Annotated in this window: 15 protein-coding genes and 1 other RNA gene; 12 read left to right on the top strand and 4 right to left on the bottom strand. The window is 73.0% G+C overall.

Going from position 1 to position 14,077, the window contains the following annotated elements; genetic code table 11:
- Positions 1–205, top strand: a 205-nt coding sequence (locus tag AB0G13_RS02470) for an SEC-C metal-binding domain-containing protein (protein ID WP_357867748.1), incomplete at its 5' end; no start/stop codon positions are given.
- 76 nt (positions 206–281) lie between these two features.
- Here the strand turns inward: AB0G13_RS02470 and AB0G13_RS02465 are convergent.
- Both AB0G13_RS02465 and AB0G13_RS02460 read right to left on the bottom strand, forming a co-directional pair.
- A complete protein-coding gene (locus AB0G13_RS02465; RefSeq protein ID WP_357867745.1) occupies positions 282–878 on the bottom strand; it encodes an Rv3235 family protein in 597 nt (198 codons plus the stop codon).
- Positions 879–983: 105 nt separating this feature from the next.
- Positions 984–1,211: a helix-turn-helix domain-containing protein gene (locus tag AB0G13_RS02460; RefSeq protein WP_357867743.1), complete on the bottom strand. Its 228-nt coding sequence runs from the start codon at positions 1,209–1,211 to the stop codon at positions 984–986.
- A 215-nt stretch (positions 1,212–1,426) separates the two neighbouring features.
- On the opposite strand from AB0G13_RS02460, the gene AB0G13_RS02455 reads away from it, so the two are divergent.
- Positions 1,427–1,936: a hypothetical protein gene (locus AB0G13_RS02455; RefSeq protein WP_357867740.1), complete on the top strand. Its 510-nt coding sequence runs from the start codon at positions 1,427–1,429 to the stop codon at positions 1,934–1,936.
- Positions 1,937–1,975: 39 nt separating this feature from the next.
- Here AB0G13_RS02455 and AB0G13_RS02450 read toward each other — a convergent pair whose 3' ends face one another.
- Positions 1,976–2,983: a hypothetical protein gene (locus AB0G13_RS02450; RefSeq protein WP_357867737.1), complete on the bottom strand. Its 1,008-nt coding sequence runs from the start codon at positions 2,981–2,983 to the stop codon at positions 1,976–1,978.
- Positions 2,984–3,355: 372 nt separating this feature from the next.
- On the opposite strand from AB0G13_RS02450, the gene pruA reads away from it, so the two are divergent.
- From pruA to AB0G13_RS02400, 10 genes are all read left to right on the top strand, one after another.
- The gene (gene pruA / locus AB0G13_RS02445; protein WP_357867734.1) at positions 3,356–4,984 is read left to right on the top strand and encodes an L-glutamate gamma-semialdehyde dehydrogenase; all 1,629 of its coding nucleotides are present in this window, start codon (positions 3,356–3,358) and stop codon (positions 4,982–4,984) included.
- Positions 4,985–5,083: 99 nt separating this feature from the next.
- Positions 5,084–5,887, top strand: a complete 804-nt coding sequence (locus AB0G13_RS02440) for a tryptophan 2,3-dioxygenase family protein (RefSeq protein ID WP_357867731.1) — start codon at positions 5,084–5,086, stop codon at positions 5,885–5,887.
- A 155-nt stretch (positions 5,888–6,042) separates the two neighbouring features.
- A complete protein-coding gene (locus tag AB0G13_RS02435) occupies positions 6,043–6,558 on the top strand; it encodes a PadR family transcriptional regulator (protein ID WP_357867729.1) in 516 nt (171 codons plus the stop codon).
- Between the two features lie 106 nt (positions 6,559–6,664).
- Positions 6,665–7,786 (top strand): peptide chain release factor 2, encoded by a 1,122-nt coding sequence (gene prfB, locus AB0G13_RS02430; protein ID WP_357867726.1) that lies wholly within the window; start codon positions 6,665–6,667, stop codon positions 7,784–7,786.
- 118 nt (positions 7,787–7,904) lie between these two features.
- The gene (gene ftsE, locus AB0G13_RS02425) at positions 7,905–8,585 is read left to right on the top strand and encodes a cell division ATP-binding protein FtsE (protein ID WP_089001878.1); all 681 of its coding nucleotides are present in this window, start codon (positions 7,905–7,907) and stop codon (positions 8,583–8,585) included.
- Positions 8,586–8,650: 65 nt separating this feature from the next.
- The gene (gene ftsX / locus AB0G13_RS02420) at positions 8,651–9,526 is read left to right on the top strand and encodes a permease-like cell division protein FtsX (RefSeq protein ID WP_357867723.1); all 876 of its coding nucleotides are present in this window, start codon (positions 8,651–8,653) and stop codon (positions 9,524–9,526) included.
- A gap of 134 nt (positions 9,527–9,660) precedes the next feature.
- Positions 9,661–10,140 carry an SsrA-binding protein SmpB gene (gene smpB / locus AB0G13_RS02415; RefSeq protein ID WP_357867720.1) on the top strand — a complete coding sequence of 160 codons (480 nt, stop codon included), beginning with the start codon at positions 9,661–9,663 and terminating at the stop codon, positions 10,138–10,140.
- A gap of 105 nt (positions 10,141–10,245) precedes the next feature.
- Positions 10,246–10,621: a transfer-messenger RNA gene (gene ssrA, locus AB0G13_RS02410) on the top strand.
- Between the two features lie 175 nt (positions 10,622–10,796).
- On the top strand, positions 10,797–11,267 hold the full coding sequence (locus tag AB0G13_RS02405; protein WP_357867717.1) for a hypothetical protein: 471 nt from the start codon (positions 10,797–10,799) through the stop codon (positions 11,265–11,267).
- A 39-nt stretch (positions 11,268–11,306) separates the two neighbouring features.
- Entirely contained in the window at positions 11,307–12,272 is a 966-nt protein-coding gene (locus AB0G13_RS02400) for a hypothetical protein (protein WP_357867714.1), read from the top strand.
- Positions 12,273–12,463: 191 nt separating this feature from the next.
- Here the strand turns inward: AB0G13_RS02400 and mdlC are convergent, their stop codons facing one another.
- Positions 12,464–14,059, bottom strand: coding sequence for a benzoylformate decarboxylase (mdlC, locus tag AB0G13_RS02395; protein WP_357867711.1), 1,596 nt, complete (start codon positions 14,057–14,059; stop codon positions 12,464–12,466).
- Between the last annotated feature and the right edge of the window lie 18 nt (positions 14,060–14,077).

Genomic DNA, 14,077 nt, shown 5'->3' with positions numbered 1-14,077 from the left:
GGCCGCGCCGGGGACGACCGCTCCGGCGGCGCCGCAGCGACCGGCGACCGGCCTGCGTGGCCCGGGCGTCCCGGCCGGCGACACCCGGCGGGCGGCGCCGGGGCAGGCGGAGGCCGGCAACGGCCCGTCCCGCAACGCGCCGTGCCCGTGCGGGTCCGGCCGCAAGTACAAGCGGTGCCACGGCTCCCCCAACGGCGGCGCGTGACCAGTAGTTGAGCGGGCGCGCGCCCGCCCGGAGCAGTCGAGCCGCGGTCGTTCGCCGACCGCGGCTCGCTTGCGTCTCAGAGGACCTGGAGGGCGGTGCAGAGCCAGCTGCCCCGGCGGTGCTCGAGGCGCAGCGCCATCGCCCAGGTGCGCCCGCCCGCGCCGGCCAGCACGGCGGCCACCTCGACGGCGGCGGCGCGCGGCTCGCAGACCCGCAGCCGCCGCAGCCGTACGGCCGGCCGGGTCGACCGGCGGCGGACCGGACCGGAGCGGGCGGTGGCGCGGGCCAGCTCGGGCAGCAGCGTGGCCGCCCGCGCCGGGTCGAGCAGCGGTCTGAGCTGCCCGGGCGGGCGGTAGCCGTTGAGCACCTCCAGGCAGGTGCAGACGAAGCGGTGCGCCGCCCGGGTCGCCTCGGGGGTGGCGGTCACCAGCGCGCCCAGGGGCAGCGGGGCGGCGGGGCGCCGAGCGGGGCCGGTCGGCGCCGGCCGCTGCGGTCGGCCCGGTGGCCGGTCGGCCTCGCGCCGGGCCGGCTCGAACAGGTCGAGCACGAGCTGGGCGTGGCCGGGGGCCGGCCAGTGGGCGGCGTCGTCGTCGGTGAACGGGGGCTCGAACGAGGGGGCGGGGCGCAGCCGGACGGGAGGTCGCGCCGGCCCGGGGCGGCGGGGGTCGGTCATCCGAGAACCTCCCATTGTTCCTACGTTTGCCTTCGTTTGCCTTCGACAAGCTCCATTCTCGGCCATGGCGCAGCACGCGGTCAATGCCTGTGCGGGTCGGTCCAGTTACTCCGCGTCGCGCTCGGTTAGCGGGTTGCTCCGCACCCACTCGGCCGTCTCGGCGTACTTGCGCTCGATGTACTCCTCCAGCCGGGCGCGTTCCACCCGCCACTGGCCCCGCCCGCCGATCTTGATCGCGGGCAGTTCGCCGCTGCGCACCATGTGGTAGACCTGCGAGTCCGACACGTTCAGCTCGGTGGCCACGTCGGAGAGCAGCAGGAACCTCGGCTCCACGAAAACCCCCGGGGTTGGCGTCGTTTGATTTAGTTTGCCACCGACCACCGACGCGGCCCAGCCGCCGGGGCGCGACCTGCGGCGACACGCCCCCGGGACACACCGGCGGGACGCTTCCGCCCGGAAGGTGCGCGGTGTATGACGGTCACGGCATAGGGCATGATCGGCCGGGACCGGCGGAGGCCGGCGCAGGACCTGAGCGGGGGAGACGACCGGTGACCGAGGAACTTGTCCGGGTGTACGTGCCGGCGACCGTCCCGATGCTGACCCTCCTGCGCGGCCCCGGGCTGCCGGTGGCCGCCGCGCACGCCGTGACCCCCACCCTGCGGGAGTGGTACGCCGAGGGCGACGAGGAGGAGCTGGAGTACGTCGCCTTCACCCGGGCCGCCCAGGACGCCTTGCAGTTGCTCCGGGCCGATCCCGACGCGCCCCGCCGCCGGGTTGTCGTCTCGGTGGACCTGCCCGCCTCGGCCGTGGGCCGGGGTGACGGGGAGCTGGGCTCCAGCGCGGTCGAGCTGAGCGACCCCGTGCCGGTCCGCGCCGTCGCGGCCGTCCACGTGGACGGCGCCGACGCGGTCGAGGACGTGTCCGCCGCGGCGGAGGTGGTCACCGAGGCCTTGGCCGGCGACCCGGACGCGCAGTTCACGGTCGACGGCGCCGAGGACCACGAGCTGGAGTGGTACGACGTCACCGAGCTGGACCTGCTGCTGCGCGCCACCTCCTGATCCCCCGCCCGCCGCCGTCGGCGGCGGGCGGTGCCGAGGTCAGCGGGTAGGCGTGGCCTCGGCCGGGTCGACGTCGTCGTCGGCGTCGGCCGGTCCCAGGGTGCGGCCGAAGGCGACCATCGCCGTCAGGGCGCCGACGAAGAGCACCCAGATGCCGTTGTCCATCCGGGAGGTGCCCAGCGAGGTCTGGGCCACCGCGTCCGCCTCGCTCAGCGCCCCGGCCAGGTCGAGCAGGGACCGCCCGCCGACCCGGATGATCACCTCGGCGACGAGCAGGAGCAGGCCCGGGCCGGCCCCGGCCAGCAGGTAGGCGGGCCAGCGCAGCGCCGGCGCCGCCGCGTCGCGCCGGGCGGCCCGACGGCGGGCCAGGGTCAGGTACGCGAAGGCCAGCAGCCCGGCCACCAGGCCGGCGAGCAGCGACTCGGTGCGGGACACCCACTTCGCCGCGCTGAGCAGCGACTCCTGGGAGTCACCGCCGCCGAACAGGTCGAAGAGCGGGTCGCGGGCCCGGCTGAAGGCCACCACGAAGACCAGCGTGCCGAGGGCGGCGGCCACCACGGCCCCGACCACGGGCCCGCTGCGGGCGCCGGCGACGGCCCCGCCGATGGTCGCCGCCGCGGCGGTGGTGCCGGCGATCACGTTGGTGGTCGCGTTGTCGGCGTACGTCAGGTTGATCGCGAACGCGGCCGCGAGCCCGACGAGCAGGCCGGTGCCGATCGCCGCCACGAAGCGCAGGGTGACCCGGTCGCTGCCCCGGCGGGCGAGCAGGTCGACGCCGAGGAGCGCGAAGCCGGCGCCGGCGACCAGCGCGGCCGAGATCACCCCCGGCAGGGCGAACGCGGAGAGGCTGATGGCGGTGAGCCCGGCGGCCGCCGAGCTGATCACCTCGCGGGTCGACCAGAGCATCGCGGCCAGCCACCCGAGCGCCAGGAGCGCGAGCACCGGCGCCCCGGGCGCGGGCGCGGGAGCCGGCCCGTCGTGCGCGTCGGCGGCCGGCGCCGACCGGTCCGACTCCGCGGCTGCGGAGCTGCCGGGCTGCTTGGTCATCGTCTTCCCTCCGACGGACGCCCGGCCCCGGTGGGCCGGCAGTTCACCGGCCACCCAGCGTACGCGTCCGCCACCCCCACCCCCCGTCGCCCGCCCCACGCCCCCACCGCCCCGACTGTCGATCGAGGGCATCGGGTCACCAGCCCGCCGTTCCCGGAGGGAGGACCCCTGATCGACGGACCCGGTCGTGGGGCCGACGGGAGGGCCGAGGCGACGGGCATGGGTGGGGCGGCGGCGGGGGTGGGTCGTGGAAGAATCGGGGGAGGTCCCGCAGCCCCGACCGGTCAACCCGGCGTGGCGTCGGCGCCGGCCGTCCGGCCGGTGCCCGCGGGTCCGGTTTCGCCACCGCTGTCGAGATCGCCAGGAGCCTTGATGGACGCCGTGTTCTCCGTACCCGAGCCGCGCAACGAACCGGTGCGCAACTACGAGCCTGGCAGTGCCGACCGGGAACGGCTCCAGCGGCGGCTGACCGAGCTGGCCGCCGAGCGGATCGACCTGCCGATGACCATCGCCGGTGAGCAGCGGATGGCCGGCGGCGAGTCGATCGACGTGGTGCAGCCGCACCGGCACGCGCACGTGCTCGGCGTCACCGCGCACGCCACCCACGACGACGCCCGCGCCGCGGTGAAGGCCGCCAAGGACGCCGCCCCGATGTGGCGGGCCCTGCCGTTCGAGGAGCGGGCCGCGATCTTCCTGCGCGCCGCCGAGCTGCTCGCCGGCCCCTGGCGGGACACGCTGAACGCCGCCACCATGCTCGGCCAGTCGAAGACCGTGATCCAGGCCGAGATCGACGCGGCCTGCGAGTTCATCGACTTCCTCCGGTTCAACGTGCACTTCGCGCGGGAGCTGCTGGAGGCGCAGCCGATGTCGTCGCCGGGGGTGTGGAACCGCTTCGACCACCGCCCGCTGGAGGGCTTCGTCTACGCGGTCACCCCGTTCAACTTCACGGCCATCGCCGGCAACCTGCCCTCGGCGCCGGCCCTGCTGGGCAACACCGTGGTCTGGAAGCCGGGCCCGACCCAGCAGTTCGCCGCGCACTTCACCATGCGCCTCTTCGAGGCGGCCGGCCTGCCGCCCGGCGTGATCAACATGGTCACCGGGCGCGGCGAGGAGGTCTCCGACGTCGTGGTCGCCGACCCGGACCTGGCCGGCATCCACTTCACCGGCTCCACCAAGGTCTTCCAGCACCTGTGGCGGACCGTCGGCGAGAACATCTCCCGCTACCGCGGCTACCCCCGGCTGGTCGGCGAGACCGGCGGCAAGGACTTCGTCGTCGCGCACACGAGCGCCGACGTCGACGCCCTGCACACCGCCCTGATCCGGGGCGCCTACGAGTACCAGGGCCAGAAGTGCTCGGCGGCGTCCCGGGCGTACGTCCCGCGCTCGCTGTGGGAGGGCGGGCTGCGCGACCGGCTCGCCGCCACCGCGGAGTCGCTCACCTACGGCGACGTCACCGACTTCGGCAACTTCGGCGGCGCGGTGATCGACGCCAGGGCGTTCGACCGGCACACGGCCGCGCTGGAGCTGATCGCCGGCGACGACGCCTGCCGGGTCCTCGCCGGTGGCACCGCCGACGACTCGGTGGGGTACTTCGTCCGGCCGACGCTCTTCGAGTGCACCGACGCGGCGCACGAGACGTTCACCACCGAGTACTTCGGGCCGATCCTCGGCGTGCACGTCTTCGACGACGGCCGCTTCGACGACGTGGTCGGCCAGGCCGAGTCGATCGCGCCGTACGCCCTGACCGGGTCGATCTTCGCGACGGACCGCCGGGTGGTCGACGCGGTGGCCGAGAAGATGCGGTACGCCGCCGGCAACTTCTACATCAACGACAAGCCGACCGGCGCGGTGGTCGGGCAGCAGCCCTTCGGCGGAGCCCGGGCCAGCGGCACCAACGACAAGGCCGGCTCCTGGCACAACCTCGTCCGGTGGATGTCGCCCCGGACGATCAAGGAGACCTTCGTCGCGCCGACCGACCACACGTACCCCCACATGGGCTGAGGCGTGTGGAAGGGCCCCCTCCCGTCGATGGGAGGGGGCCCTTCCGCGCGCCCGCAGCGGGAGAGGCGAGGGCGGCCGGGCGGCGGTACCGTGGCCGCTGTGACCCACCCCACCCCCGCGCAGGATCCCCACTTCGGCGAGCAGGGTGGCCTGCTCACCTACACCGACTACCTGCGGCTGGCCGACCTGCTGGCCGCGCAGGTGCCGGAGTCCGACCCGGCCTCCCACGACGAGCTGCTCTTCATCACCATCCACCAGGTCTACGAGCTGTGGTTCAAGCTGCTGCTCGCGGAGCTGACCGACGCCCGGGACCGGCTGCTGGCCGGCGAGACCTACCTGCCCCGGGTGCGGCTGGAGCGCTGCCACGTGGTGGAACGGGTCCTGATCGGTCAGGTCGACGTGATCGACACGATGACCCCGCAGGACTTCCTGGCCTTCCGCACCAAGCTCGCCCCGGCCTCGGGCTTCCAGTCCGCCCAGTTCCGCGAGATCGAGTTCCTCTCCGGCCTCAAGGACCCGGACTACCTGCGCCGCTTCCGGGGCCTGCCCGACGCCGAGCGGGAGCGGTTGGAGCGGCGGCTGGCCGAGCCGAGCCTCTGGGACGGCTTCCTGGCCGTGCTGGGTCGGGCCGGCTTCGACGTCGCCGACGAGGAGGCGCGCTTCGCGGCGTACGCCACGATCGCCGGGGACCGGGAGCGGTTCGGGCCGCTGTGGGACCTCGCGGAGGCGCTGGTCGCCCACGACCAGGCGTTCTCGCTGTGGCGGGCCCGGCACGTGCTGATGGCCGAGCGGCAGATCGGCACGAAGCCCGGCACCGGGGGCTCGGCCGGCGGGGCGTACCTGCGCTCCCGCGTGGAGACCCGGTTCTACCCGGAGCTGTGGGAGCTGCGCAGCCGGCTGTGACCGCCCCGGCGAGGGTGTCCCGCGACTCCCCGGGGGACACCTTCCGCCCCTCCCCGGCGGACTGTCTCGCGCCGACAGTGCACATAGGAACCCGACCGGGTGGCGAAAATGCCAAATCCTGGACGCCGCGTCGGCAAAGTGGCAGCGTGAGGGGCATGGCGGATTCCGGAGTCAACCCTACGGCGGCGGCCCTGCTCGGGCTGCTCCACGAGGGCCCCATGACAGGTGGCCAGTTGATGGCCGCCGCCGAGCGCCGGCTGGCGCCGTACTGGTCGATGACGCGCAGTCAGGTCTACCGGGAGCTGCCGGTCCTGGCCGAGCGGGGCCTGGTCCGGATGGGCAAGCCCGGCCCGCGCTCCAGCCAGCCGTACGCGATCACCGCAGCGGGAAAACGGACATTTTCCCGGTGGCTGGCGGAGGAGCCGGGGCGGGACACCATCCGTAACCCGATCGCCCTGCGGATCGCCTTCGGCGAGCTGCACTCGGCCAGCCAGCTCAAGAACCTCCAGGCCGCGGCCAACGAATACCACACCGAGGCCCTGGCCAAGGTCCGCGAGCAGGTCAAGAACGCCAAGAAGGAGGGCGACGCGTACGACGCCAGCGCGCTGGAGTTCGCCGTCGCCTACCACAAGGCCGCCCTGACCTGGCTGAAGAGTGCCCCGGTCGGCTGATCGGCGTCGCCCCACGGGTCCGCTGCTCGCCCCAGCTGCACCTTTTTGGCTCGGGACTGCGGGGCTCGCAAGCTCACTCCTCGCCCGCGCAGTACCCTTGTCTGTCGTGACCGCTGCCGATTACGCCGAACAGCTCAAGGACCTCGACGCCACCCTGCGCAACATCGAGGCGGTGCTCGACATCGACCGGCTGCGCGAGGACAAGGACCGCCTGGAGCAGGAGGCCTCCGCGCCCGACCTGTGGGACGACCAGGCGAAGGCCCAGCAGGTGACCTCGCAGTTGTCGTACGTCAACGGCGAGATCAGCAAGCTCGGCAGCCTCCGCTCCCGGCTCGACGACGCCAAGGTGTTGCTGGAGCTGGCCGAGGCGGAATCCGACCCCGGGGTGCTCGTCGAGGTCCAGACGGAGATCGCCGGGCTGGGCAAGGCCATCGAGGAGATGGAGGTCCGCACCCTGCTCTCCGGCGAGTACGACTCCCGGGAGGCGCTCGTCGCCATCCGGGCCGGCGCCGGCGGCGTGGACGCGGCGGACTTCGCCGAGATGCTGCTGCGGATGTACCTGCGCTGGGCCGAGCGGCACGGCTACCCGACGGAGGTCTACGAGACCTCCTACGCCGAGGAGGCGGGCCTGAAGTCGGCCACCTTCACGGTGAAGGTGCCCTACGCGTACGGCACGCTCAGCGTCGAGTCCGGCACCCACCGGCTGGTGCGGATCAGCCCCTTCGACAACCAGGGTCGCCGGCAGACCAGCTTCGCCGGCGTCGAGGTGCTGCCCGTGGTGGAGCAGACCGACAGCATCGAGATCCCCGAGAACGAGATGCGGATCGACGTCTACCGCTCCTCCGGTCCGGGCGGGCAGAGCGTCAACACCACCGACTCCGCCGTGCGGATCACGCACATCCCGACCGGCATCGTGGTCACCTGCCAGAACGAGAAGTCCCAGCTGCAGAACAAGGCGTCCGCGCTGCGGGTGCTCCAGGCCCGCCTGCTGGAGCGCAAGCGCCAGGAGGAGCAGGCCAAGATGCAGGGCCTGAAGACGGACGCCGCCGGCTCGTGGGGCGACCAGATGCGCTCGTACGTCCTGCACCCGTACCAGATGGTGAAGGATCTCCGGACCGAGCAGGAGACGGGCAATCCGACCGCGGTCTTCGACGGCGACCTGGACAAGTTCCTCGAGGCGGGCATCCGGTGGCGCAAGCAGCAGCAGCTCGCGGGCGACGCTGCGTGATCGACCGTGGGCGGAGCGCGTCGTCGATCTCCCCGGTACGCCCGAATTGGATGACGCGCCGCGCAACGGCGGGGCGTGGCACTTGGCTCCTCGGTTACACCGCGTAGACTCACCACCCGTGATTCAGCTTGAGCAAGTGACGAAGACGTACCCGAAGGCGTCCCGGCCTTCGCTCGACAACGTGTCCGTCTCGATCGAAAAGGGCGAGTTCGTCTTCTTCATCGGTCCATCCGGCTCCGGCAAGTCCACCATCATCAAGTTGCTGCTGCACGAGGTCTCGCCCAACAAGGGGCGGGTCGTCGTCAACAGCAAGGACGTCACGTCGATGCGTTCCTGGAAGCGACCCCACTTCCGGCGTTCCATCGGCTGCGTGTTCCAGGACTTCCGGCTGCTGCCGAACCGCACCGCGTACGAGAACGTGGCGTTCGCCCTCGAGGTGATCGGCAAGACCAAGGCGGTCGCCCGCCGGGTCGTGCCGGAGGTTCTGGAGCTGGTCGGGCTCGGTGGCAAGGAGCACCGCTACCCGCACGAGCTCTCCGGTGGTGAGCAGCAGCGGGTCGCCGTCGCCCGGGCGTTCGTGAACCGTCCGTTGATCCTGCTCGCGGACGAGCCGACCGGAAACCTGGACCCGGACACCTCGATCGAGATCATGCGCCTGCTGGACCGGATCAACCGCACCGGCACGACCGTCGTGATGGTCACGCACGACTCCAACATCGTGAACCAGATGCGCCGCCGGGTCATCGAGATCGAGAGTGGCCGCATCGTGCGCGACCAGGCCCGCGGCGTCTACGGCTGAGCCGACGCCACCCCTGCGCAGCCTGACGACGAACACCTCATGCCGGAGACCCGGAGGAAATCCCGATGCGCGTGAAATACGTCCTGTCCGAGGTACTGGTCGGACTGTGGCGCAACGTGACCATGACCATCGCGATGATCATTACGATGGCGGTCTCGCTGACCATGCTCGGCGCCAGCGGTCTCATGTACCGCCAGGTCGACGACATGAAGGACCTCTACTACAAGAACATCCAGGTCTCGATCTTCCTCGACCAGGAGGTGAGCCCCGAGCAGCGTGACGCGCTGGCCGCCAAGCTGGAGGCCGACCCGCTGGTCAAGGAGAGCCTCTACGTCAACAAGGACGAGGCGTACAAGCGCTTCCAGGAGATGTTCCAGGACGCGCCGGACCTGCTCAGCGCCGTCAAGGCGGACAGCCTGCCCGAATCGTTCCGGCTCACGCTGAACAACCCGGAGCAGTACAAGAGCATCTACGACCAGTACAAGGACACCGAGGGCGTCGACGAGATCGTCGACCAGAGCCGGCTGCTGGACAAGATCTTCGACATCCTCACCTCGATCCAGAACATCGCCCTGGCCGCCGCGATCGTGATGGCCGTCGCCGCGCTGCTCCTGGTCGCCAACACGATCCAGGTGGCGGCGTACAGCAAACGGCGTGAGGTCGCGGTCATGAAGCTGGTCGGCGCGTCGAACTGGTTCATCCAGGCGCCGTTCGTGCTGGAGGCCGTGGTCGCCGGCCTGATCGGCTCGCTGCTCGGCCTGGTGGCCCTGATCGCGGCGAAGTACCTGCTCTTCGACGGGTCGTTGCAGGCCTTGCAGGGCCTGCTCTCGCCGGTGAGCTGGGGCGACATCCTGTTCATGTTCCCGCTGATGGCCGGCGTCGGCGGCCTGGTCAGCGCGGTCACCGCCTGGGTCACGCTCCGCTTCTACCTGCGGGTCTGACGCCCGTACGGCTCGACAGGGCCCTTCCGCGCCAGGAATAAACGGCGCGGGAGGGTCCTTGTCGTTCGGGTAGCATGATCCCCGCCCCGCGGCCGGTCACGTCCGGCGCGGATCACCGGAAGGGGGTGGCGCCGATGCCACGGGAAAAGGGACGCAAGGTCGTCGCCTCCAACAAGAAGGCCCGGCACGACTACTCGATCCTCGACACCTACGAGGCGGGCATGGCGCTGACCGGCACCGAGGTCAAGTCGTTGCGGGCCGGGCGCGCGTCGCTGGTCGACGCGTTCGCGCAGGAGCGCAACGGCGAGCTCTACCTGCACGGGATGCACATCCCCGAGTACACGCAGGGCACGTGGACCAACCACGAGCCCCGGCGGACCCGCAAGCTGCTGCTCAAGCGGCTGGAGATCGACCGGCTGATCGGCAAGACCCGCGAGGGCGGCCTGACCATGGTGCCGCTGCAGGTCTACTTCTCCGACGGCTGGGCGAAGGTGGAGATCGCCCTGGCGAAGGGCAAGAAGTCGTACGACAAGCGGCAGGACCTCGCCAAGCGGGACGCGGACCGGGAGATCGCCCGGGTCGCCGGCCGGCGCGGCAAGGGAATGGACGACTGAGTTGTCGCATTCGTCCCGGTCGGCTCGCCGCCCCCGGGGCTCGGGATGAAACCCGTTGCGGCAGGCGTTACGCTTGTCAGTGCCGCCACATCGGCGGCCTGTCGAGGGGGTGACTGGTTTCGACTTCGTACGTTGCGGCAGGGGAAGCGAGCCGAGGAAGCCGACGTCGTCTCGAGAATCGTTCGTCGGAAACCAATAAGCGCCAAGAACAATCGCGCTGACTTCGCTCTCGCCGCCTGAGGCGAGTAGTGAGTCTGTCGGCCTGGGAGCGCCTTCGACCCAGTTAGCCGGCATCAGCTAGAAGGCTGGCCAATCGGACCCGGTCGCGGGGTCCGTGCGGCGAGATCAATCAGCGACTGGGCCCGTCACACCAACTCGCTCGCGTGAGCGGTGGGGCCGAGTAGAGGCATAGCGAGCTGCGCTCGGAGAAGCCCTGACAAACCGGCGAAGGACCCGGGTTCGATTCCCGGCACCTCCACCACCAGACGATGCGCCCCGGTCCACCGGACCGGGGCGCATCGCCGTCTCCGGGGCCGGTGGGCCGCCTGGGACGGACGGGGCAGCCGGGACGGATGAGGCCGCCCCGCCTCTGGACAGGGCGGACGCGGCGGGTCCACCATCGCTGTACGCGGTCAGACGCGACGCGGGAGGTGCCCATGGTCACCGGTCCGATCCAGCAGCCGCCCACCCTCTCCGGGGGGCTCCGGCCGCCCGCCGCGCGCCGGCCCCCCGTCACCCCGCTCGGGGACCTGCACCCGCTCGCCCGGACCCTGGCCGTCGCGCCGGCCGAACCGCGCTGGCGGGAACGCTTCCTCGCCGGGCTGGGACCCGTGCGACGGGGCTTCGCGGAGCACGTCCGGGCCACCGAGGGACCCGCCGGCCTCTACGCCGAACTGCTCGGCCAGGCACCCCGGCTGGAACGCGGGGTGCGGCTGCTGGCCCACGAGCACGTCGCCATCGCCGCCGCGCTGAGCGCCCTCCAGCAGGCCGCGGAGGCGCCGGACGCCGCGGTCGACGACCTTCTCGACCTGGCCGCGCACCTGCTGCGGGCCCTCGCCCGGCACCGGCAGCGCGGCGCGGACCTGCTCTGGGAGGCGTACGAGACGGATCTGGGCGGGGAGACCTGACGGCGGGAACCGGCGTGGGCGTACCGGCGTCCAACCGACATGCGCCGTACCGCCGCCCTGCTGGGCCTTCCGCTGTTGATGATCGTCGCCGGGTGCGCGCCGGCCGGCTCCGACCCGGCCGACGGCCCGGGCGACTCCGACCCGCGCCGGGACGCCTTCGCCCAACGGGCCACCGAGGTGGCCGACGCGTGGCGACCGCTTCCGGCGTGGAAGTCCGGTTACGTGCCGTTACAGGACCCGACGGTGCTGGTCGGCGACCCGGGCTTCACCGAGGAGACCAAGGTCGCCTTCCACAGCGGCTGGTACCGCGACCAGGTCGCCCTGCCGGAGGCGAAGCCCGCCGACGGCACCATCCGGTTCCCGGACGGCACGCTGACCGTCCCGCTCGTCGACGCCGCCACCGCGTACGGGCAGCTCGACCGGGGGGAGCCGCCGCCGTGCCCCGGACGCCCCAAGGATCCCGCCGGGCCGAAGCTCCCCGGTGGCGGTCCCACCATCGAGCCGGGGCCCGACGGCCCGGTGAGCAGCGCCCCGCAGACCGCCTGCGTCCCGCTGACGGTCACGGCCGTGAAGCTGGGCACCGCGCCGGTGCGCACCAGCCGGGGCGAGGCGCAGGTGCCGGCGTGGCTCTTCACCGTCGAGGAACTCGCCGCGCCGGTGGCCCGGCTCGCCGTGGCGCCGCAGGCCGTCACCGCCCCGCCCGAGCCCGCCCCGCCGGCCCGCCCGGCCCCGGAGGGCGTGGTCGGCGCCCAGGACGTCCAGTCCGTGGACGGCGCGGAGCTGACCTGGCGGCTCGGCGTGGGCAGCTGCGACACCGGGATCACGCCGCTGGTGCAGGAACGCGACGACGTCGTGGTGGTGGGCGGCAGCGTGGTCACCGCCACGGGGGTGTGCACCGCGATGCTGAAGATCGAACCGGTCACCGCCACGCTGAAGGCGCCGCTGGGCGGCCGGCCGGTCCTCGACGTGCTGACCGGCGCGCCGCTGCGGCTCGCGACGACCTGACCGATCGGGAGCGGGCAGTGACCGGCCGAACCCGGCGGCCTGCTGCCGGCGCACCCGTTGACGTGCTGCCGGGGTGAGGTTCGGGTGGGCCGTGTCGAGCTGAATCGTCTGCGACATCAGCTCGACAGGGCGTGCGAGGTCGGTGGATGGTGGCGGCGTCCTCGAAGGCGAGGCGGACGCAGCCGGAGCGCTCACAGGAGCCGGGGGACCTCCGTGCTGACCGGCACCGGCAGCACCGTCGGGCCGTCCGCGCGCAGTCCGGCGGTCAGGGCCTCGCCGAACTGCTCCGGCGTCTCCGCGACGGTGGCCGCGCAGCCGTAACCGCGGGCGATCGCGGTGATGTCCAGCCCGGGCAGGTCCAGCCCGGGCACCCCCGGCGTGTCCTTGAAGTCGGCGAATGCCTTCAGGATGGCGTACTGCTGGTTGACCGGCACCACGACGACCAGCGGCAGGCGCAGCCGCGCGGCGGTCCAGAGCGCCTGCACGGAGTAGTGGAACGAGCCGTCGCCGATGACCGCGACCACCGGCCGGCCGCGGCCGGTGTCGCGCTGCGCGAGCGCGATGCCGACCGCCGCCGGCAGGCCGTACCCGAGACCGCCGCTGGCCATCGTGAAGTACGACCCGGGGCGGGTGCTGCGCAGCCGGCGACGCAGCGCCGGCAGGTTCGAGGGCGACTCCTGGACGAGGATGCCGTCGGCGGGCCAGTGCCGGGCCAGAGCCGCGAAGAGGGCGTCCGGGGCCAGTGGCAGCCCGTCCGCCGGCGGGGGCGGGTCGGGGCGCGCCGGCGGCGCCGGCCGGTCCGCCGCCGGGAGCAGGTCGACCAGGGCGGTCAGGGCCAGCCCGGCGTCGCCGAGCAGGCTGTCGCCCACGGGGGCCCGGGCCGCCTCGTCCGGGTCGTCGGTGACGTGCAGCAGGCGGGCCCCGGCGGGCAGGTGGTCGCCCGGCACGTGCGGGTAGTAGCGGAACACCGGCGCCCCCACCACCAGCACGGTGTCGTGGCCGTCCAGCGCCTCGGAGAGCGGCCCGATCGCGAAGGGGAGCACCCCCCGGAAGTGCGGGTGGTCCTCGGGGAAGGCGGCCCGCTCCGGGGCGGGGGCCGACCAGACCGGCGCGGCGAGCCGCTCCGCCAGCGCCACGGCGGCGGGCCAGCCGTCGGCCCGGTCCACGGCCGCGCCGAGCACCAACGCGGGCGCGCGGCTGGCGGCCAGCACGGCGGCGAACTCGCGCAGCCGGCGCGGGTCGGGAGCGAACCGGGTCGCCACCGTCCGCACCGGCGGCGGGGGGTCGGCCGGCTGCGCCCAGTCGTCGAGGGGCAGCGAGAGGAAGACCGGCCCGGCGGGCGGCTGCACCGCCGTCGCGTACGCCCGCATCAGCGCCGCCGGGACGTCCTGCGCGCGGACCGGCTCGTGGCTCCACTTCACGTACGGCTGGGGCAGCTCGGTGGCCCGCCGGCTGGTCAGCCGGGGCTCGGTCAGCAGCATCTCCCGGGTCTGCTGGCCGGCGGTGACGATCAGCGGGGTGCGGTTGTGCCACGCGGTGACCAGGTTGCCCATGCCGTTGCCCGTGCCCGGGGCGGTGTGCAGGTTGACGTGTGCCGGCCGGCCGGTGGCCTGCGCGTAGCCGTCCGCCATGCCCACGGCCGACGCCTCGTGCAGGGCGAGCACGTAGTGGAAGTCGTCCGGGAAGTCCCGCAGGAACGGCTCCTCGGTGGAGCCCGGGTTGCCGAAGACGGTGGTCAGGCCGAGGGCACGGAGCAGGTCGTACGTGGTGTCGCGGACCGTTGCCATCGCCCCCCAATCTATCGG

Source organism: Micromonospora sp. NPDC023633 (assembly GCF_040640035.1).
Lineage (GTDB): Bacteria > Actinomycetota > Actinomycetes > Mycobacteriales > Micromonosporaceae > Micromonospora.
This window is presented reverse-complemented; position numbering and strand designations above follow the sequence as displayed.